The following is an 18,697-nucleotide window of genomic DNA, read 5'->3' on the forward strand; positions in this document are numbered from 1 at the left end:
GCGGATAATGGGCGCGTGTCTGATACGTTCCGCCCGTTTCCGCCCGCGCTCGCCGACCGGTTGCGCAAGACGCTGATCGACGCCGACTACACCGTCTCGGGCGTGCGCGACCGCCTCGGCGACATGGCGGCGCGGGCGCTGGCACGCGAGCAGCTCACCCCCGCCCTGCGCGCCACGGGCGGCGAGGAGCGGCTGGGCCTGCTGCTGCGGCTGTGGTGGCTGCGCGAACCGGTGGCCGCGGACGCCGCGGCCGCGATCCTGCCGGTGGCCGATCTCGCGGAGGCGGGGCTGGTCGAGGCGGCGGGCGACCGCGTGCGCGCGCTGGTGCGGCTGTCGCCCTGGGAGATGGACGGCGGCCGCCCCGGGTTCGTGGTCTCCGACCCCACCGTCCGCCCGGGGCAGGGCACCCCGCGCCCCGACCACGTCGTGGGCGCGGGCGGGGCCTCGGCCACGCTGTCGCAGCTGATCGTGGACGGCCCGTTCGACCGGGCGCTGGACATCGGCACCGGCTGCGGCGTGCAGTCGCTGCACCTGGCCTCCCGCGCCGCCGACGTCACCGCCACCGACGTCAACCCGCGCGCCCTGCGCCTGGCCGAGATCAGCTGGGCGCTGTCGGAGGTCCCCAACGTGCGCTCCCGCGAGGGCTCGATGTACGAGCCCGTCGCCGGGGAGCGCTTCGACCTCGTGGTGTGCAACCCGCCGTTCGTGATCTCGCCCGGATCGGCGCGCTACACCTACCGGGAGTCCGGTTTCGCCGACGACGCGGTGTGCGCCGAACTGGTGCGCCAGGCGCCCGCGCACCTCACCGACGGCGGCTGGTGCCAGATCCTGGCGAACTGGCTCCACGTGGAGGGCGAGGACTGGCGCGACCGGGTGGGCGCGTGGGTGACCGGCACCGGCTGCTCGGGCTGGGTGGTGCAGCGCGACGTCCAGGACCCCGCCGAGTACGTGGAGCTGTGGCTGCGCGACTCCTGCGAGACCGGCACCCCCGAGTACTACCGCCGCTACGACGCCTGGCTGGACTACTTCGAGCGCGCGGGCGTGCGCGCCATCGGGTTCGGCTGGATCTGCCTGCGCAACGACGCCGCCCAGGACGCCGCGGTACGGGTCGAGGAGTTCCGCCACGAGATCGAGCAGCCGGTCGGGCGCTACCTGCCCGACGTGGTCAACGGCGCCATGACCGCGCACCGGCTCACCGACGCCGCGCTGCTGAGCGCGCACGTGGCGCTGGCGCCGGGCGTGGTGGAGGAGCGGATCGCCGTGCCCGGGGCGCCCGACCCCGAGCGGATCCTGCTGCGCCAGCGCGGCGGGCTGCGGCGGGTGGCCCAGGTCGGCACGATCGAGGCGGCGCTGGCGGGGGTGTGCGACGGCACGATGCCGGTGGGCCCGCTGCTCGACGCCATCGCCGAGCTGATCGACCGCGACCCCGGCGAGGTGCGCCGGCGCACCCCCGACGTGCTGCGCTCGCTGATCGCCGAGGGGTTCTTCCGCGTCGCGCGCTGACCCAGGCGGCCGGGGCGGGGGGATTGGGCCGCCGCCCGGCGCCGCCCCGGTGCGCCCTGGCCCGCCCTAGTCGAGGTCGGCCTCGGCCAGCAGCACGGGCAGGGCGTCGGGGTCGCGCAGCACCGCGGCCACCAGGTGGCGGTCGGCCCACCGGCCCGCGATCCGGCACAGCGCGCGGGCCAGGCCCTCGGGTGTGGAGGCGTGGGCGGTGGTGCCCTCGCAGAACCACTCGGTGGGGGTGTTGTCGACGGTCAGCTCGTCGTGGTGGACATAGGTGTGGGCGCCGGTGTCGACGAACGCCGCGACCTCGGCGGGCACCGGGCGGACCTCGCCGATGGAGGTGATGCGGCCCTCGACCTCCTCGCTGGCCAGGGCGAGGTCGAGGACGTCGGCCAGCGCCGGCGCGGCCCAGGCGGGGGCGAGCACGAGCGGGCGGTCGGCCAGCAGCGGCAGCAGCTCGGGGAGGTCGACCACCACGGTGTCCTCGGGGTCGGCCAGCACGATCGCGCCGCCCCGCAGCGCCCGCACCCGCTCGGGCGGGGCGACGCGGTCGGCGTCGACCTCGGCCAGCGCGGTCCACAGCGCCCGAAGCTCGCCGCGCGCGACGTGGCGGTCGGGGTCGGCCATGCGCTCCAGGAGGTCGTCGGGGCCGTCGGGGTCGGCCAGCAGGTCGGCCAGCGTGGAGCGCACGCCCAGCGCGGCGGCCAGGTAGGGGTCCAGGCCCTCGGGCGCGGGGTCGTAGAGGTCGGCGAGCACGGGTTCGGCGTCGGCGGTGCGCAGCTCGGTGGGGCGGCGCCCGGCCAGCACGGCGCCGGTGCGCAGCCACCAGGCGGTGTAGGGCGGGACGTCGGCCACGCGGCCGCCACCGTCCAGCACCCGCGCGGGGGTGGTGACGGTGTCGCGCAGCAGCGGGCCCGACAGCAGCTCCAGCGCCTGCGGCCAGCGGTCGTCGCGTACGAACTCCAGGTCGGCCACTGCCGCGAACTCGGTGACCACCGGCGGGAGGTCGGGGTCGCCCAGCCGCTCGGCGACGTCCTCGGCCCACTCCTCAAGGCCGTTCAGGCCCTCCAGGCGGGGGTCGCGGGAGAGGTCGGCGGAGTCGGGGCCCAGGGTGAGGTCGGCGGCGCGGACCACCGCGAAGGAGTCGAGCACCCCCACCAGGCCCAGCACACCGGCGCCGTAGCGGTCGACCAGGTCGTCGGCGACCACGCCGAAGGGGGCGTCGGGCACGAAGATGTCGCGCAGCGGGCTGGTGGGCAGCAGCAGCTCACCGGCCACGGAGTAGCCGCCTTCGTCGTCGCGCAGGGCGAGTTCGGCCAGCCAGGGGGAGTCGGCGGCGGCGGTCTGGGCCATGGCCACCAGCTCCAGCACCGGTGCGGCGATGAGGTCGGGGTCGTCGGCGTCCAGGGAGTGCTCGACGGCGGCGCGGGTGCGGGGGTCGGCCAGGACCGCGGCGGGGCCGGCCGCGACCGCGCCCAGCCGCTCCAAAAGGGGGTCGGCGGCCTCGGGGTGGACGATGCGCAGGCCCAGCGGGGCGAGCGCGGCGAGGTCGAGGCCGTCGCCGAAGTCGTCGGGCGAGGGCACCAGCAGCCCGCGCGGGCCCCGCACCAGCCGGCCGTCGACCAGCGGCACCGGCAGGGCGCCCAGCTCGCCGAGGTCGGCGCCGCGCTGCCCGGCGGCGCGCAGGGCGGCGTACAGCCGGGCCCACCAGGCGGGGTCGCGGTCGAGGTCGGAGAGCAGGTCGGCCAGCTCGGCCAGGCCCAGGCGGCGCACCCGCAGCTGGGCCAGCGCGGGGTGGCGGGTGTTGAGGTCGCCGGGCAGCGCGGTGGTGACCAGGCCCGCCAGGGCGGCAACGACCTCGGGGCCGCCGTCGAGGACCACGGCGTCGCGGGGGCGCACGGGTTCGCCCTCGGCGGTGGTGAGGAACGGGGTGTCCACGAGCGGCTTGGCCACGGCGGCGCGGAAGCGGGCGTCGAACTCGCCCTGGCCGGGCAGCGCGGGCGGCACGAGGTCGAGCGCGGAGCGGGGCTCCACGCGGCACAGGAGTTCGCAGTAGCCGGCGGCGGCCTCGGCGATCAGCGCCTCGGCCACCGGGCCGGCGGCCACGCGCCGGCGGTCGGCGCCCAGCGGGAAGGTGCCGATGAGCAGCGCGGGCACGGCCAGGCGGTCGTCGGTGGGGGTGGGCGCGTGCACGACGCCGGGCACCCCGGCGGGCAGGGCCGCGGCGGCGCCCTCGGCGGTGACGGGCACCGCCCAGGTGAGGCTCCAGTCGAGGCGGTCGCGCTCCTCGGTGGGGCGGTCGGCCAGCAGGTCGGGGTCGAACCGGCCGGTGCGGGCGGCGGTGCGCCAGCGGACGGTGTGGGTGCGGGCGGGGTCGGCGGCGCCGTCGGGGCCGAGGTGCGCCACGCGGGTCAGCACGTCGCCCTCGGGGGCGGACTCGCGGGTGAGCAGGCGTTCGCCGGCGGAGGTGGCGATGCGGACCTCGGCGAGGCCGGGCAGCGCCAGCAGCAGCGCGGGGCCGGTGTGGTCGAGCAGGGCGCGCAGGCGGTCGGCGGCCTCGGGGTCGCGGGCGGTCAGCGCGACCTCGGTGTCGTAGCCGGCCGGCGGGCGGGTGTCGGCGGGGAAGGGCAGCCGCAGGAGCGGGACGTGGCCGCCGCGCCGCTCCAGTTCGCCGGCCAGCCCCGGCGCGCGGCCGGGGTCGAGCAGCTCGGTGCGGACGGTGTCGCGGGCGAGGTCGGCGCTCCAGCGCACGGCGCCGTCGGCGGAGGCGACGGTGATGTCGTCGCTGTAGGCGGCCACGGCGGCGAACCCCACGCCGAAGCGCCCGGTGGCGCCCGGGGCGGATTCGTCGCGCTTGGCCGACGCGCGCAGGGTGGACAGGGACTCCACCCCGGCGGCGGTGAGCGGGGCGCCGGTGTTGGCGGCGGTGAGGCGGTCGCCGCGCAGCTCCAGCCGCAGCCGGCCGGGGGCGCCCGCGCGCAGGGCGGCGTCGGCGGCGTTCTGCGCGAGCTCCACCACCACGCGGTCGCGGTAGCCGCCGAGGGCGAAGTCCTCTTCGGCGTTGGCGTCCTCGCGGAACCGCGCGGGGGCGTCGGCCCAGCCGGCGAGGACGCGCCGCCGCAGTTCGGCCGTGCCGAACGGGTCGGTGTGCGTTTGGGCCATGGCGACTCCTCCACGTCGGTGCTGCACTACGGTACGCGACCCCGGTGACGTTCTCGGAGGGGTTCGCGAAACGCGCTGGGCGCCGCCGGGAGGCGGTCGCCGTACGCGGGTGCCGAGGCGAATGATGCCGCCTTCGGCGGCGGACGGACAGGGGAGTGCGCGGTGGGAATTCCTACTCCGCCGGGCGGCCCGGCGGGTCGTCGGACCCTGGCGGCGCGCCCGCCGCCGGGCGGGCGCGCGGTGGGCCGGGGCCGGCGCGCCTCAGGCGCTCGCCGGCGCGGGCGGCACGCCCTCGGACGCCTGGACGAGGACGAAGCCCTGGCCCTCGAACGCCAGCTGGAACGCCTCGCCGCTGCCGCGGCCGATCAGCGCGCCGGCCTTGACGGTGCGGCGCATGCCGGTCCGCAGCGACGCGGCCCAGGCGACGGCGGCCTGGGGGTCCACGAAGGTGGGCTGGTCGACGTTGAGCAGCACGGGGGTGCCGTGGCAGGCGACGGCGATGCGCCCGGTGCCGCTGAACACGGTGTTGAACAGGCCGCCGGAGACCAGCCCGGCGCCCTCGACGCGGCGGATGTCCCACTCCAGGCCCGGCTCGAACGCGAGCACGTTCTCGCCGTTGACCGTGATGGAGTCGCCCTCAAGGTCGATGACGTGGATCTCCCAGGCGTCGCGGGCGAAGAACACGTCGCCGCGCCCGGAGACGGTCATCAGGGGGACGCCCTCGCCCGACAGCGACTTCTTGAGGAACTTGGCGATGCTGCCCGACCCCTTGTAGGCGAAGTCGATGTCGCCCTGGTAGGCCACCATCGACCCCTGGCGCGCGTAGACCTCGCCGTCAAGGCCGACGCGCAGCATCCGGGGGTTCTGCAGGGCCATGCCCCGGTGCTGGGACTCCCGCATCTGCTCGCTGAACAGCTCGCTGCGCAACTCACCCGCTCCTCTCGTGTCCGGCCGCGGTCGCGGACCGGCGTGGTGTGCCCGGCGCACCCGCGGGTGCGGGTGCGCCCGGATAAGACCGGCCGGACCCCGCGCGGGTTCCGGCCGGCTGAGCGGGCGGGCCGAGGGCGCGGGCGCGCGGCCCCGGCGGTGTCGGGCGGGCCTCAGCCCTCCGAGGAGACGAGTTCCAGCTCGGTGGTGTCGTCGAAGACGATGTGGTCGTAGCCCATCTCGTCGACGACCGGCCGCATCGGCGGCTGGGTGTTGGCGGCGGCGGGCTGGGCGGCCTCGGAGTGCGCGCCGCAGCCGTGGTCGAGGGAGACGACCCGGCCGTCGTCGGGGGCGAACTCGTTGGTGCACACCCCGAACATCCGCCGGAACTCGCCCGCCAGCGGGGTCATGAACCCGCAGGTGGCGCACTGGGCGGGGGCGGCGCTGGCGATGGGGCTGCGCGGCCCGGCGTCGCCGTTGTACCAGCGCTCGGCGGCGGCCTCGCGGCCGGCCTCCGAGAGCACGCGCGGGCGGCCCAGGCCCAGCTCCCAGACCATCTGGCGGTCGACGCCGTCCTCGGCGAGCTCGTCGTCGGGGACCTGGGCGTAGCCCGGCATCAGGCGGTCGTCGTCCTCGGGGCTGGGCAGGAGGTCGCCCACGCCGAGGTCGCCGGGGCGCAGGCGCTCCTTCCACGGCACCCATTCGGGGGCGAGCAGCGCCTCGCCGCCGGGCAGCAGGACGGCCTCGTTGACCGTGACCTTCTTGGCGCGCGAGGCGCGCGCCACGGTGACGGCGTAGTGCCAGCCCTTGTAGGCGGGATCGAGGCAGGCGAAGAGGTGGGTGACGACACGGTCACCCTCGACGTAGGCGGAGAGGTGCTCGCCCACCCACTCCGCGCGGGCGATCTCGACGGCCGCGGCGCGGGCGAGGTCGACCGCCTCCATGCATGCCTTGTCTGGTGCGGGAGAACGACGGCTTGGACTCACGTCTTCATTTTCGCTGATAACGGGCACCGACATGACCACCACACCGATCGATAGTCGACCGTTACGTCGCAGGCGGCGGGGGTTGTGCCCGACTGTCCGGAGCGGATGTGTCGGGAGTCACGTCCGCGGGGGTGCCGGGGCGCCGCCGGGCGCCCCGGCAGGGGCGGGTTCACGCTTCGAGGTCGTCGGCGAGGATCCGCAGCACCTGGGCGATCTTGGCGGCCTCGCGGCGTTCGGGGTGCTTGCCGCGGCGGTAGGTGCCGGAGACGCCGTCCAGGAGCTTGATGAGGTCCTCGACCAGCACGACCATCTCGTCGGGCTTCTTGCGCTGGGCCTTGGCCACCGACCGCGGGGCGTCGAGCAGCCGGACCTGGAGCGCCTGCGCGCCCTTGCGGCCCTCGACGACGCCGAACTCCACCCGCTGGCCCGAGCGGAGCGCCTCGGCGCCCTCGGGCAGCGCGGAGGAGTGCACGAAGACCTCACCGCCGTCGTCGCGGGTGAGAAAGCCGAAACCCTTGTCGCTGTCGTACCACTTGACCTTGCCGGTGGGCACGGGTGACCTCACGCTCTCGCCGTCGTTGGAGTGGCCCTTATCTTCCCATAGGGCCCTTTTCAGGCTAGTGCGCCGCGTTCCCGGCGGGCGAGCGATTTCCACGGTGAAATCCCGTGCGGCGGTGCGTTCCGGCAGGGGTCGGGGACGGCCGCTACCGGCCACCGCGAAGCGGTGTGAAACCGGGCGGGGCGGGGCGCCCGGCCGGGGCGGCGGGAGCGCACACGGATGAGGGGTCCGGACGCGGATCTCCGGACCCCTCGATCGGCGGTGCCCCCGGTACCGCTGGTTGCGGAGTATTGGGACGGGACCCGGCGGAACCGGCGACCGCCGCCGACCCGGACAGCGCTGTGTCCGTCACGGGCACGACGCCGCCAGTTCGGTCGATAGCGGTACGAATCCGTATCGGCACGCAGGTCCATGATTACCCGGCAGGTAGGTCCTCACTCGTAGGAAAACGCAGGTCAACGCCGATATTCCGGAGAATTGGCGAACGACTGACCCACGCGCTCAGCGGTCGCCGAGCCGGGCCAGGCGCACGGCGAGGTAGCAGCCGCAGCAGAAGGCCGCCAGCCGCAGGCCGACCACGCCGGTCGCCGCCAGCGACCCCGCGATGACCTGGTCGATGTAGACGGCGTCGCCCCGCCACAGGGACATGCCCACGAGGGTTGCGGTGAGAGGCACGCCCAGGCCGATCGCCTTGTCGCGGGCCGACCACGCGCGGCTCAGCGCGACGATGGCGGCGCCCACCGGCCAGGCCGCGGCGGCCGCGCCCACGGCACCGCTCACCAGGTAGAGCACCACGGCCAGCACTTCGGGGGGATGGCGGCGCAGCGGCGCGGGCGAGAACCCGGACAGCAGGGCCGCGCCCGGGCGGGCGGCGCCGTCGCGGGCGCGGCGCAGCGCGGAGGCCCGCGCGGGGCCGCCGCGCCAGGGCGGCGGCGGGCGGTGGGGGCGGCCGGGCGGCGCGGAGGCGGGGTCCGCCGCGCCCCTCTCGTCCCCCTGGTCGGCCTGGTCCCCCTTCGCCCCGGTTTCGGACTCCGGCCGCACCGCAGCGGCACCGGAGGCCGCGGCCTGGCCGGAGCGGAGCTCGCGCGCCACGAGGTCGGCGGGGCGGCCGAAGCCGCGCAGCACGCGCAGCACGTCCTCGTGGGTCTCGGCGCCGGCGTCGGCGCACGCGCTCAGGATCCGCCGGCGGAGTTCGCCGAGGTAGGCCGCTCGCCGGCGCGAGGGCAGGACACCGTAGGCGGCGTCCCCGACCCGCGACAGGTACTGGAGCACCAACTGCTCGGCCCGCTCGGTCATAGGTCCCCATAGTGCCGCAAGATCGGGCGCCGCCGAAGGCGGCCGAGCGCCCGACCGCACTTCGGACCCGGTTGCGGACGGCCGGGAAAAACCCAACCCGCGACCGAAAGTAGCGGCGAAGTGACGGCACGGAGTGTATAGATGGAAGCCCCGCTTCCGTACCGGCCGCACGCGGGGCGCTCCCGCGCCCGCGTGAGCCCGCGCCGGGACGCGGCGCCGTGCCCGCGGGCCGGACGGGCCCACGCGCCGAGGGCCCGCAGCGGACACGGTGCGGGGCCGTCCGCGCGCCGCGCGGACGGCCGGGGGCACCACCGACCGCGCCGCACGGCACACCCGGCCGATCCGGCGGCTCCCAGCCACACCAGGAGGCAGCATGCGCGCCCGTACCCGCATCACGACCCTGATCGGCGCGGCCCTGGCCGCCGCCGCCCTCTCCGCCCCCGCCGGCGCCGAGACCGCCGCACCCGGTGCCACCGGCGCGTCCTCCGGCACGCTGGAGACCTACGCGCTGCCCGGCCTGGGCTACGACAGCCTGACCCTCAACGACGGCTGCCACACCTTCGACGGCCCGCGCATGGTCAGCTTCATCGACTCCGAGCCGATCGCCGTCTACGCGTTCTACACCGGCCCCGACTGCACCGGCAGCACCCTGGGCTCCGGCCGCGACGACACCCAGTGGATCCCCCCGCTCCAGGGCGCCCGCTCCGTGCGCGTGGACTTCGAGTAACACCGGTAGCTCCGTTAGCACCGTTAGCGCCGTTAGCGCCGATGGCACCGGCGGCGCCGCCCGCCACCCGGCTCCCCGGCCCGGCGGGCGGCAGAGGTGCCGGGCGGCGGCGCGGGTGCGGCCGGGCGGCACCCATCCCGCTCGGGCGGTGGCCGTCCACAGGGGGCGGATCGGGCCTGCGCCGGGTGGGGGCATCGCATAGCGTTGAGAAAATGATCGACCACGCCGATCCGGGTCCCGGTGGCACGAGCGGGCGCCCCCCTACCTTCACCTCCTGGCTGCGGCAGCGGTCCGACGCAGAGCTGGCGGCGCTCTTCGCCTACCGGCCCGACCTCGTCACCCCCGTGCCCGCCGACATCGGCGCGCTCGCCGCGCGGGCCACGGCGCGCCCGGCCGTCCTGCGCGTGCTCGACCGGCTCGACCGGTTCACCCTGTGCGTGCTGGAGGGCCTGGTCGCGCTGGGCGACGACCGCATGGCCGGCGGCCCCGGCGTCCACCCCGACCGGCTCGCCGCGGCGGTGCCCGCACCCGCCGAACGCGTCGGCGAGGCCGTGGCCGACCTCCTGTCCCTGGCACTGGTCTGGCGCGACTCCGGCCGCCTGCGCCCGGTCGCCGTGCTGCGCGACATCCTGCGCGCCCCCGCCGGGCTGGGGCCGCCGCTGCGGGCCCTGCTGGGCGAGCGCCCGGCCGAGCGCCTCAACCCCGTCGCCGCCGATCTCGGCCTGCCCACCGGCTACGCCCAGGGCGACCCCGCTGAGCGGATCGCGGCCGCGCTGACCGCCCCCGGCCGCATCGACGACCTCCTGGCCCTGGCCGGTCCCGACGCACGCCCCGTGCTCGACCGCCTCGTCTGGGGTCCGCCCCAGGGCACCGTCTCCGGCGCCGACCGCCGCACCGGCCTGGCCTCGGCGGCCTCGCCCATCGACCGGCTGCTCGCCCTCGCGCTGCTGGTGCCCGTCGGCGCCGACACCGTCGCGCTGCCCCGCGAGGTCGCCCTGCACCTGCGCGGCGGGCGGCTGTTCACGGAGGTCCCGGCCGACCCCCCGCCGCTGGAGGGCCGCCCCGCCGACCCCGCCACCGCCATGCGGGCGGCCGCCGGCCAGGTCTTCACCGTGCTGCGCTCCGTCGAGGAGCTGCTGGAGCGCTGGTCGGAGGACCCGCCCGGGGTGCTGCGCAGCGGCGGCCTGGGCACCCGCGACCTCCGCCGCGCCGCCCGCGACCTCGACACCGACGACACCGGCGCCGCCGTGCTCATCGAGACCGCGCACGCCGCCGGGCTCCTGGCCGCCAGCGGCGAGGTCGACGGCGAGTGGCTGCCCACCCCCGACTTCGACCTGTGGCGGGAGTCCCCCGGCGAACGCCGCTGGCTGCGGCTGGCCGAGGCGTGGCTGCGCTCGCCCCGTGTCGCCTCCCTCAACGGCACCCGCGACGCCCGCGGCCGTCCCCGCACCATCCTGGGCCCCGGCCTGGACCGCCGCTCGGCGCCCGAGGTCCGCGTGGACGTGCTGCTGGCGCTGGCCGCCGCGCCCGAGGGCACCGCGCCCGCGCCCGACGCGGTCGCCGCCCGGCTCGCCTGGCTCCGGCCGCGCCGCCAGGGCGCCGCCTACACCGAACTCGTCGACACCGCGCTGCGCGAGGCCGCGCTGCTGGGCCTGACCGGAGCGGGCGCGCTCGCGCCGCACGCCCGCGCGCTGCTGGAGGAGGCCGGCACCGAGGACACCCCGCTCGCCGAACGCGACAAGACCCGGGCCGGCGAACTCCTGGCCGCCGAACTCCCCCGCCCTCTGGACCGCATCCTGGTCCAGGGCGACCTCACGGCGGTGGCGCCCGGCCCGCTCGTGCCCGAACTCGCCCGCGAACTCGCGCTGTCGGCGGACGTGGAGTCCACGGGCGGGGCCACCGTGTACCGGTTCAGCGCCGACTCCGTCCGCCGCGCCCTCGACGCCGGGCGCGGCGCCGACGACCTGATCGCGATGCTGGAGCGCCACTCCGCCACCGAACTCCCCCAGCCCCTGCGCTACCTGGTGGCCGACGTCGCCCGGCGGCACGGCCGGCTGCGCATCGGCACCGCCTCCAGCTACCTGCGCTGCGACGAACCCACCGTGCTGGACGAACTCCACAGCGACCGCCGCGCCGCCGACCTCGGACTGTTCCGCCTGGCGCCCACCGTGCTCGCCTCGCGCACGACGCGCCCGGTCCTCATGGCCCGCCTGGCCGAACTCGGCTACCACCCCGTGGCCGAGGCCGCCGACGGCACCGTGCAGCTCACCCGCCCCGAGGCGCGCCGCGCCGACCCCCGCGCCGCGCCGCCGGCCGGGCGCGACCAGGAGGAGCCCGCGCCGCCCGGGCCGGAGCTGCGCATGGCGGCGGTACGGGCGGTGCGCGCGGGCGACGAGGCCGCCACCGCCCGGCGCCGCCCCGTGCCCGCCCCCGACTCCGCCCCGCCGCGCTCGTCCACGGCCGCCACCCTGAGCGTGCTCGCCCATGCGGCCACCGAGGGCCGCCGGGTCTGGATCGGCTACCTGGACTCCGACGGCCGCGCGAGCAGCCGCATCGTGGAGCCCGCCCGGGTCGAGGGCGGCTTCCTCACCGCCTACGACGCCACCCGCGCGGCGGTGCACCGCTTCGCCGTGCACCGCATCACCGGGGTGGCCGACCTCGACTCCCCCGCCGACCCCCCGAAAGACCCCGCGTGACCTCCTCCGACGACCCCGCCCTCCCCGGCCACCCGGCCGCGCCTCCGCCGCCCGCCCCCGCGCGGCCGGGCCGCACCCTGGCCGCCGCGGCGGCCGCCGCCCTCGTCAGCCTGCCGGTGGGCGTGGTGATCGGCCTGGGCGACCTCCCGCTGGTCGACCTCGACCTGTTCACCGAGGAGGTCCAGCGGCTCTCCTCGGCCGACGCCGGGGTCCGCTACGACCCCGACACCCCCGGCTCCGGCGCCGACCCGGTACCGGTCGAAATCGTGCTGGTGCGCCGCCCCGCCCTCGGCGGCGACCGCTACACCCTGCGCCTGGGCCACGACCCCGACTCCTACTTCCACGAGGTCACGGCGCCCGCGGGCACCGGCGGCGCGGACGAGCCCGTGCGCGTCGAGCACGTCGACTGGGCCGCCGAGCGGATCACCGTCGCGTTCACCGGCGGCTACCGCCTGGGCGTGGACACCGAACTTGCCACCGGCCTGCGGTGACGCCGCCGCCCCCGCACCGGCCCGCCCGCCGGGCGTCACGGGCCGGTGCGGGCGGTGCCGCGCTCACCCGACCTCGGCGAAGAACGCCCGCAGGTCGGCCGCGTAGGGCCCGGGCGACTCCATGGTGACGAAGTGGTGCCGCCCGGGGTTGTGCTCGGGCCAGTGCACGACGTCGTTGCGCAGCTCCGCCAGGCGGCGGATCCCGGGCGGGCCGGAGTAGACCCCGGTGGGCACGTGCCGCTGCCCCGCCGGCCAGGGGGAGTCCTCGGTGTCGTACATCGGCCACGACGACGTCCCGGCCGTCCGGGTGAACCAGTACAGCGACACGTTGGCGAGGAACAGGTCGCGGTCGATCACGTCGGTGAACACGCCCTGGGAGACGTGGAACTCCTGGAACTTGTGCGCCATCCAGCCGAGCAGGGCCACCGGGGAGTCCGCCCACCCGTAGTCGAACGTCTGCGGCCCCCGCCGCAGCAGGGCGTGGTGGTCCAGGCCGCCGGTGGACCACTGCCGCATCCGCTCGTAGTGGGCCAGCTCATCGGGCGTCATGCCGGGCACGTCGGCCTCGGTCGGGAACCCGATCCCGGCGGTGATGTAGACGCCGGTGACGCGGTCGGGGTCGGCCTCGGCCACCGCCGGGGCGACGTAGGCGCCCAGGTCGCCGCCCTGCACGCCGTAGCGCTCATAGCCCAGCGCCCGCATCAGCCGCGCCCACAGCCCGGCGGTGCGGGCGACCGACCACCCGGTGGCCGAGGGCGCCGCCGAGAAGCCGAACCCCGGTGCCGAGGGCACCACCACGTGGAACGCGCGGGCGGGGTCGGCGCCGTGGGCGCGGGGGTCGGTGAGGTGGCCGATGAGCGGCAGGAACTCCACGAGCGAGTTGGGCCACCCGTGGTTGAGCAGCAGCGGCGTGGCGTCCGGCTCGGGCGAGCGCACGTGCGCGAAGTGCACCGTCTGGCCGCCGATGTCGGCGGTGAACTGGGGAAGGGCGTTCAGCTCCCGCTCCCGGCGGCGCCAGTCGAACCCGGTGCGCCAGTACTCCGCCAGGCCGCGCAGGAACGGCAGCGGCGCGCCCCGGTCCCACCCCTGCCCCGGAAGCTCCCGGGGCCGGCGCGTGCGCCCCAGCCGCTCGCGCAGGTCGTCGAGGTCGGCCCCCGGCACCTCGACGGTGAAGGGGCGGATGTCGGTGACTGCGGCGGTGTCGGTGCCCATGGCTGCTCCTTGTGCGGTCCCGCGGTGGCGCGGTTCGGCCACCGGACGCGCCGGCGGCGGGACGCGGTGCGCCTCCCGCCGCCGGCAGGAGCACCGTAGGAGCCATTGCGGAACGGTTCCTTCCGCGATCGCGCACCGCGGGCGACGTCCGCGCCGCCGGGCCGGCCAGCGCCGGCCGCCGGGCGTCCGGACGGCGCGACGCCTTGTCCCGGCGCGGACGGCGGCCGGATCTCTGATGAGATAGGAGGTGCGACAAGTACCGGCACCCGCCCCACGCCCACGGATCCGCGAAGAGGGAACCCCCTATGAGCAACCATTCGCTGCCGCCCGGCGCCTCCTCTCCTCGGGACGAGCCGCCGCCGGGGTACCGCGCGCGCCGGCGCGAGGCCGGGCGCGGGCAGGACGGAGAGCCGCGCGGCCCCCGCGACCCCTCCGGCACGGGCCCAGGCGAGGCCCCCGGCGCCGGGCGGCGCGACCCGGGCGGCGACCGCCCCGCGCGCGGCGAACGGCCCGCCGCCGCACCCTGGGGCGGCGACCGCGCCGAGCCGCCGGCCCCCGCGCCGCGCCCGGCTCCCGCGCCCGGTGGGCGCGCCGAGCCGCCCGAACCCCCCGGTGCCCGGCCCGCTCCCGCGCCCGGCTCCCCCTCCGGCGCCCGCGCCGAGGGCGGACCGCGGTGGCGCCCCGCCGACGACCGCCCAGCCGGCCGCCCCGGTTCCGGCAGCGCACCGGACACCCGCCGCGCCGACCGCGACCCCGACGAGCGCGGCACCGACCGCGACCCCGACCGCGCCGCGGACCGGGCCGAGCCCGCGCCCGCCGCCGGGGCGAGCAGCCCCACCATGGCGCTGATCCTGCACGCGCTGACGTTCCTGTGCTGCGCCAACTGGATCTTCGGGGTCATCGGCATCGTGTTCGCCGTCCGCGCCGGACACAAGCGCGACCAGGGCCGCTACGCCGAGGCCGAGACCCTCACCCGCTACTCCTGGTACGCCCTGGGCGCCGCCGCCGTGATGTTCACCGTCATGGTGGTCATGAGTCTGTGGCTGCTCACCCAGGCCGGTTCGCTGTTCGAGGGCGTCGTCGGCGTCGGCTACTGACCGCCGCCCGCCGATTCGGCCGCCCGGCGGTGTCGAGCCGCCCGCACGGGGCAGTGGGCCCCAGCGGCCGCCCACCGGGCACCGCCGCCGCTTGCCCGCACCGGCCCGGCGGACACTACCCTGGCGGGCAGCGGCGGCGGGCGCGCGCCACTGCCGAGGGGCGGCCACCGCGGCGCCCCTCCGCGCGCGCCGCCCGGACGACCCGAAAGGCGGGCAACCGATGAGCGACCCACTGCCGCGCCCCCGCGGCTACTGGGACAGCGAGCCCGGGAGCGGCCTCGGCCGAACGGGCGGCGGCCCGGGGAGCGCGGGCACCGGCTCCGCGCCCCTCGGCCCGCCGGTGGGCGGCGGCCCTCTTCTCGGCGCGCCGCCCGCCGCCTACGGCCGCGCCGGCCACGGGCCCGGCCGCGGCCTGCCGCCGCCCACGCCGCGCACCCCCGAGTACACGGGCCCGCCCGCCCGCGTCGGCGCCGCCGTCGCCGGCCTGCTGTGCTCCCTGGCCACGCTGGCGTTTCCCATGCTGTTCGTGCTGCTGGGGTTTCCGCTGCTGGTGCTGCTGGTCAACGTCCCGGGCATCGCCTACGGGATCCTCGCGCTCACCCGCACCTCCGAGCCCATGGAGGTCGAGCGCTGCATCCGCTACATGTGGGGCTGCACGTTCGTCTACATCGCGCTGATGTGCGTGATCCTCGCGGCGGCGGTCATGGTGATCCTCGCCCTGCTGTGACCCCGGCCGCCCTCCCCGGCGGCCCCGCCCCCGCTCCTCCCGCGCGGCCCGCGTCCGTGTCTCCCCGCCTCCCGCCCCGGCACCGCGTAGGGTTGACGCGGTGACGCGGCGCGGGCATATCGCGGGCGGTCCCGGTGTTACACGCCCCGGCGCGCCGTGGGCGGCCCGCCTGCCCTTACCCCTGCTGCGAGGTACGTGTGTCCTGCCTGATCGTCCAGTCCGACAAGACCCTCCTGCTCGAAGTCGACCACGAACTCGCCGACGAGTGCCGCCGCGCCATCGCGCCCTTCGCCGAACTGGAGCGCGCCCCCGAGCACGTGCACACCTACCGGGTCACCCCGCTGGCGCTGTGGAACGCGCGCGCCGCCGGGCACGACGCCGAGCAGGTCGTCGACGCCCTCATCAAGTACTCCCGGTTCCCGGTGCCGCACTCCCTGCTGGTCGACATCGCCGAGACCATGGACCGCTTCGGCCGGCTGCGCCTCCAGGCGCACCCCATCCACGGCCTGGTGCTGCACGCCCTGGACCAGGCGGTGCTGGAGGAGGTCGTGCGCGCCAAGAAGGTCAAGGGCATGCTCGGCGAGCGCGTCGAGCCCGACACCGTGGCGGTGCACCCCAGCGAGCGCGGCAACCTCAAGCAGGCCCTGCTCAAGCTCGGCTGGCCGGCCGAGGACCTCGCCGGCTACGTCGACGGCGAGGCCCACGCCATCGACCTCGCCGAGGGCGACTGGGAGCTGCGCGGCTACCAGCGCGAGGCCGCCGAGAGCTTCTACTCCGGCGGCTCGGGCGTGGTGGTGCTGCCCTGCGGCGCCGGCAAGACCATCGTGGGCGCGGCGGCGATGGCGCTGGCCAAGACCACCACGCTCATCCTGGTCACCAACACCGTCTCGGTGCACCAGTGGCGCAGCGAACTGCTGCGCCGCACCACCCTCACCGAGGACGAGATCGGCGAGTACTCCGGCACCCGCAAGGAGATCCGGCCGGTCACCATCGCCACCTACCAGGTCATGGCCGCGCGCCGGAAGGGCGTCCACACCCATCTGGAGCTGTTCGAGGCGCGCGACTGGGGCCTGATCGTCTACGACGAGGTGCACCTGCTGCCCGCGCCGATCTTCCGCATGACCGCCGACCTCCAGGCGCGGCGCCGCCTGGGCCTGACCGCCACCCTGGTGCGCGAGGACGGCCGCGAGGGCGACGTGTTCTCCCTGATCGGCCCCAAGCGCTACGACGCGCCGTGGAAGGACATGGAGAACCAGGGCTGGATCGCCCCGGCCGACTGCGTCGAGGTGCGGGTCAACCTCAGCGACTCCGAGCGGCTGGCCTACGCCACCGCCGAGCCCGAGGACCGCTACCGCTTCTGCGCCTCCACCGCGGCCAAGACCGAGGTGGTGCGGGCGCTGGTGCGCCGCCACTCCGGGGAGCAGACGCTGGTCATCGGCTCCTACATCGACCAGCTGGACGAACTGGGCGAGGCGCTGGGCGCGCCGGTGATCAAGGGCGAGACCCGCGTGAAGGAGCGCGAGCGGCTGTTCGACGCGTTCCGCTCGGGCGAGCTGACCACGCTGGTGGTGTCCAAGGTCGCCAACTTCTCCATCGACCTGCCCGAGGCGGCCGTGGCCATCCAGGTGTCGGGGTCCTTCGGCTCCCGCCAGGAGGAGGCCCAGCGGCTGGGCCGGCTGCTGCGGCCCAAGGCCGACTCCCGCACCGCCCGGTTCTACGCGGTGACCGCGCGCGACACCATCGACCAGGACTTCGCGGCGCACCGCCAGCGGTTCCTGGCCGAGCAGGGTTACGCCTACCGCATCGCCGACGCCGACGACGTACTGGCCGGCGACGAACTGTAGACGCCGCCGGGCTACAGCGGGGGCAGCGCGCCCAGGACGATCGTGAACCCCGCGATGCACCAGGCGACCAGGGAGTAGCCCAGGGTCTGCGCGCGCAGCGACGGGTTCCGGCGCACGGCCGGGGTGGCGAACGCGGCGACCATGAGGACCAGCGCGAGCATCGCCGGGATCAGCGACGCGATGACGAAGAGGGCCTCCTGTTCGGCGCAGGAGGCATAGCCGGAACTGTCCGGATCGCCGCAGAACACGTTGTCTCCTGGTCTCCTGTGTCTTCCCGGCGGGCGGGGACGCGCGGGCGGGCGGCACGCCGCGGTGCGGCGGGGCGCACGAAGAAGACCGTATCGCGCCCGCCGCCGCGCCCGCGCCGTCCGCGGGCGCCGCCCCGCCTACCGACCCTCCTTTACACAGATCACTTTCGTGTCCAATGATGGGGTGGCACACACGACACGGAGGTGCCCCCATGACCGACCTCGCCGACACCGCGGCCCTCTCCCCGGTCCCCGAGACCCGCCAGGGCTTCCACTCGCTGCGCGCCCGCGGCCTCAACTGGGACTCCTTCCCGCTGCGGCTGTTCCGCAAGGGCAACGCCCGGTTCTGGGACCCCGCCGACATCGACATGAGCCGCGACGCCGAGGACTGGAGGCGGCTGCCCGAGGAGGCGCGGCTGCGCATCATGCGGCTGTGCGCGCTGTTCGTGGCGGGCGAGGAGGCGGTCACCGAGGACATCCAGCCCTTCATCCGGGCGATGGCCGCCGAGGGCCGCATCGGCGACGAGATGTACCTGACCCAGTTCGCGTTCGAGGAGGCCAAGCACGTCCAGGTCTTCCGCATGTGGCTGGACGCCGTGGGCATCAGCGAGGACCTGCACTCCTTCGTCGACACCAACCCCGGCTACCGCGCGCTGTTCTACGCCGAGCTGCCGGCGGCGCTGAACGCGCTGCTGGAGGACCCCGGCCCGCGCAACCAGGTGCGCGCCTCGGTCACCTACAACCACATCATCGAGGGCTCGCTCGCGCTGACCGGCTACCACGCCTGGAACCACGTGTGCACGGCGCGCGGCATCTTCCCCGGCATGCGGCAGATCATCAAGCGCATCGGCGACGACGAGCGCCGCCACATGGCGTGGGGCACCTTCACCTGCCGCCGGCACGTGGCCGCCGACCCCGCCAACTGGGACGTGGTCTCCGAGCGCGTCAACGAACTGCTGCCGCTGGTGACGTCGTCGGTGCGGCGGGGCAGCGAGCCGCCGCCCAGCGAGGAGGAGAAGCAGTACATGCTCTCCGACACCGAGCTGATGGAGTACGCCGCCGACCGCGCGCTGCGCCGCCTGGGCGCGATCGAGACCGCGCGGGGGGTGCCGGTGTCCCGGATCGACGTGGACGCCTCGCCCGAGGAGCTGGAGGAGCGCTTCGGCGAGGAGGACCGCGCCGCGCTGGACCGGCTGGGGTCCTAGCGCGGCCCCGCGCGCCC

General features: G+C 76.4%; 15 protein-coding genes. 8 read left to right on the top strand and 7 right to left on the bottom strand.

Annotation, left to right across the window (positions count from 1 at the left end; genetic code table 11):
* Positions 1-15: 15 nt before the first annotated feature.
* Positions 16-1,503 (top strand): DUF7059 domain-containing protein, encoded by a 1,488-nt coding sequence (locus HNR12_RS15005; RefSeq protein WP_179768076.1) that lies wholly within the window; start codon positions 16-18, stop codon positions 1,501-1,503.
* Between the two features lie 66 nt (positions 1,504-1,569).
* Here the strand turns inward: HNR12_RS15005 and HNR12_RS15010 are convergent, their stop codons facing one another.
* From HNR12_RS15010 to HNR12_RS15030, 5 genes are all read right to left on the bottom strand, one after another.
* A complete protein-coding gene (locus HNR12_RS15010; RefSeq protein ID WP_179768077.1) occupies positions 1,570-4,665 on the bottom strand; it encodes a sacsin N-terminal ATP-binding-like domain-containing protein in 3,096 nt (1,031 codons plus the stop codon).
* 261 nt (positions 4,666-4,926) lie between these two features.
* The gene (locus tag HNR12_RS15015) at positions 4,927-5,592 is read right to left on the bottom strand and encodes an AIM24 family protein (protein WP_179768078.1); all 666 of its coding nucleotides are present in this window, start codon (positions 5,590-5,592) and stop codon (positions 4,927-4,929) included.
* 173 nt (positions 5,593-5,765) lie between these two features.
* On the bottom strand, positions 5,766-6,536 hold the full coding sequence (locus tag HNR12_RS15020; protein ID WP_179768079.1) for a DUF3027 domain-containing protein: 771 nt from the start codon (positions 6,534-6,536) through the stop codon (positions 5,766-5,768).
* A gap of 211 nt (positions 6,537-6,747) precedes the next feature.
* Positions 6,748-7,131 carry a cold-shock protein gene (locus HNR12_RS29180; RefSeq protein WP_179768080.1) on the bottom strand — a complete coding sequence of 128 codons (384 nt, stop codon included), beginning with the start codon at positions 7,129-7,131 and terminating at the stop codon, positions 6,748-6,750.
* A 507-nt stretch (positions 7,132-7,638) separates the two neighbouring features.
* Entirely contained in the window at positions 7,639-8,433 is a 795-nt protein-coding gene (locus tag HNR12_RS15030; RefSeq protein ID WP_179768081.1) for a hypothetical protein, read from the bottom strand.
* A 373-nt stretch (positions 8,434-8,806) separates the two neighbouring features.
* Between HNR12_RS15030 and HNR12_RS15035 the strand changes: the two genes are divergently transcribed.
* From HNR12_RS15035 to HNR12_RS15045, 3 genes are all read left to right on the top strand, one after another.
* Positions 8,807-9,160, top strand: a complete 354-nt coding sequence (locus tag HNR12_RS15035) for a hypothetical protein (protein ID WP_179768082.1) — start codon at positions 8,807-8,809, stop codon at positions 9,158-9,160.
* 212 nt (positions 9,161-9,372) lie between these two features.
* On the top strand, positions 9,373-11,856 hold the full coding sequence (locus tag HNR12_RS15040; RefSeq protein WP_179768083.1) for a helicase C-terminal domain-containing protein: 2,484 nt from the start codon (positions 9,373-9,375) through the stop codon (positions 11,854-11,856).
* Complete coding sequence (locus HNR12_RS15045; protein WP_179768084.1) at positions 11,853-12,347, top strand: hypothetical protein; 495 nt, start codon at positions 11,853-11,855, stop codon at positions 12,345-12,347. The genes HNR12_RS15040 and HNR12_RS15045 overlap by 4 nt, the downstream gene beginning before the upstream one ends.
* Positions 12,348-12,410: 63 nt before the next feature.
* Here the strand turns inward: HNR12_RS15045 and HNR12_RS15050 are convergent, their stop codons facing one another.
* Positions 12,411-13,559, bottom strand: a complete 1,149-nt coding sequence (locus HNR12_RS15050) for an epoxide hydrolase family protein (protein ID WP_179768085.1) — start codon at positions 13,557-13,559, stop codon at positions 12,411-12,413.
* A 305-nt stretch (positions 13,560-13,864) separates the two neighbouring features.
* On the opposite strand from HNR12_RS15050, the gene HNR12_RS29765 reads away from it, so the two are divergent.
* The 3 genes from HNR12_RS29765 to HNR12_RS15065 all read left to right on the top strand — a co-directional run bounded on the left by HNR12_RS29765 (position 13,865) and on the right by HNR12_RS15065 (position 17,227).
* Positions 13,865-14,656, top strand: a complete 792-nt coding sequence (locus HNR12_RS29765) for a hypothetical protein (protein WP_394353915.1) — start codon at positions 13,865-13,867, stop codon at positions 14,654-14,656.
* Positions 14,657-14,876: 220 nt separating this feature from the next.
* A complete protein-coding gene (locus tag HNR12_RS15060; RefSeq protein ID WP_179768086.1) occupies positions 14,877-15,383 on the top strand; it encodes a hypothetical protein in 507 nt (168 codons plus the stop codon).
* Between the two features lie 197 nt (positions 15,384-15,580).
* A complete protein-coding gene (locus tag HNR12_RS15065) occupies positions 15,581-17,227 on the top strand; it encodes a DNA repair helicase XPB (protein WP_179768087.1) in 1,647 nt (548 codons plus the stop codon).
* A gap of 11 nt (positions 17,228-17,238) precedes the next feature.
* On the opposite strand, the gene HNR12_RS15070 is transcribed toward HNR12_RS15065, so the two are convergent.
* Positions 17,239-17,475: a hypothetical protein gene (locus tag HNR12_RS15070; protein ID WP_179768088.1), complete on the bottom strand. Its 237-nt coding sequence runs from the start codon at positions 17,473-17,475 to the stop codon at positions 17,239-17,241.
* Between the two features lie 212 nt (positions 17,476-17,687).
* Between HNR12_RS15070 and HNR12_RS15075 the strand changes: the two genes are divergently transcribed.
* Positions 17,688-18,680, top strand: coding sequence for a R2-like ligand-binding oxidase (locus HNR12_RS15075; protein WP_179768089.1), 993 nt, complete (start codon positions 17,688-17,690; stop codon positions 18,678-18,680).
* The last annotated feature ends 17 nt before the right edge of the window (positions 18,681-18,697 follow it).

Origin of the sequence: Streptomonospora nanhaiensis (assembly GCF_013410565.1) — a bacterium.
Classification (GTDB): domain Bacteria; phylum Actinomycetota; class Actinomycetes; order Streptosporangiales; family Streptosporangiaceae; genus Streptomonospora; species Streptomonospora nanhaiensis.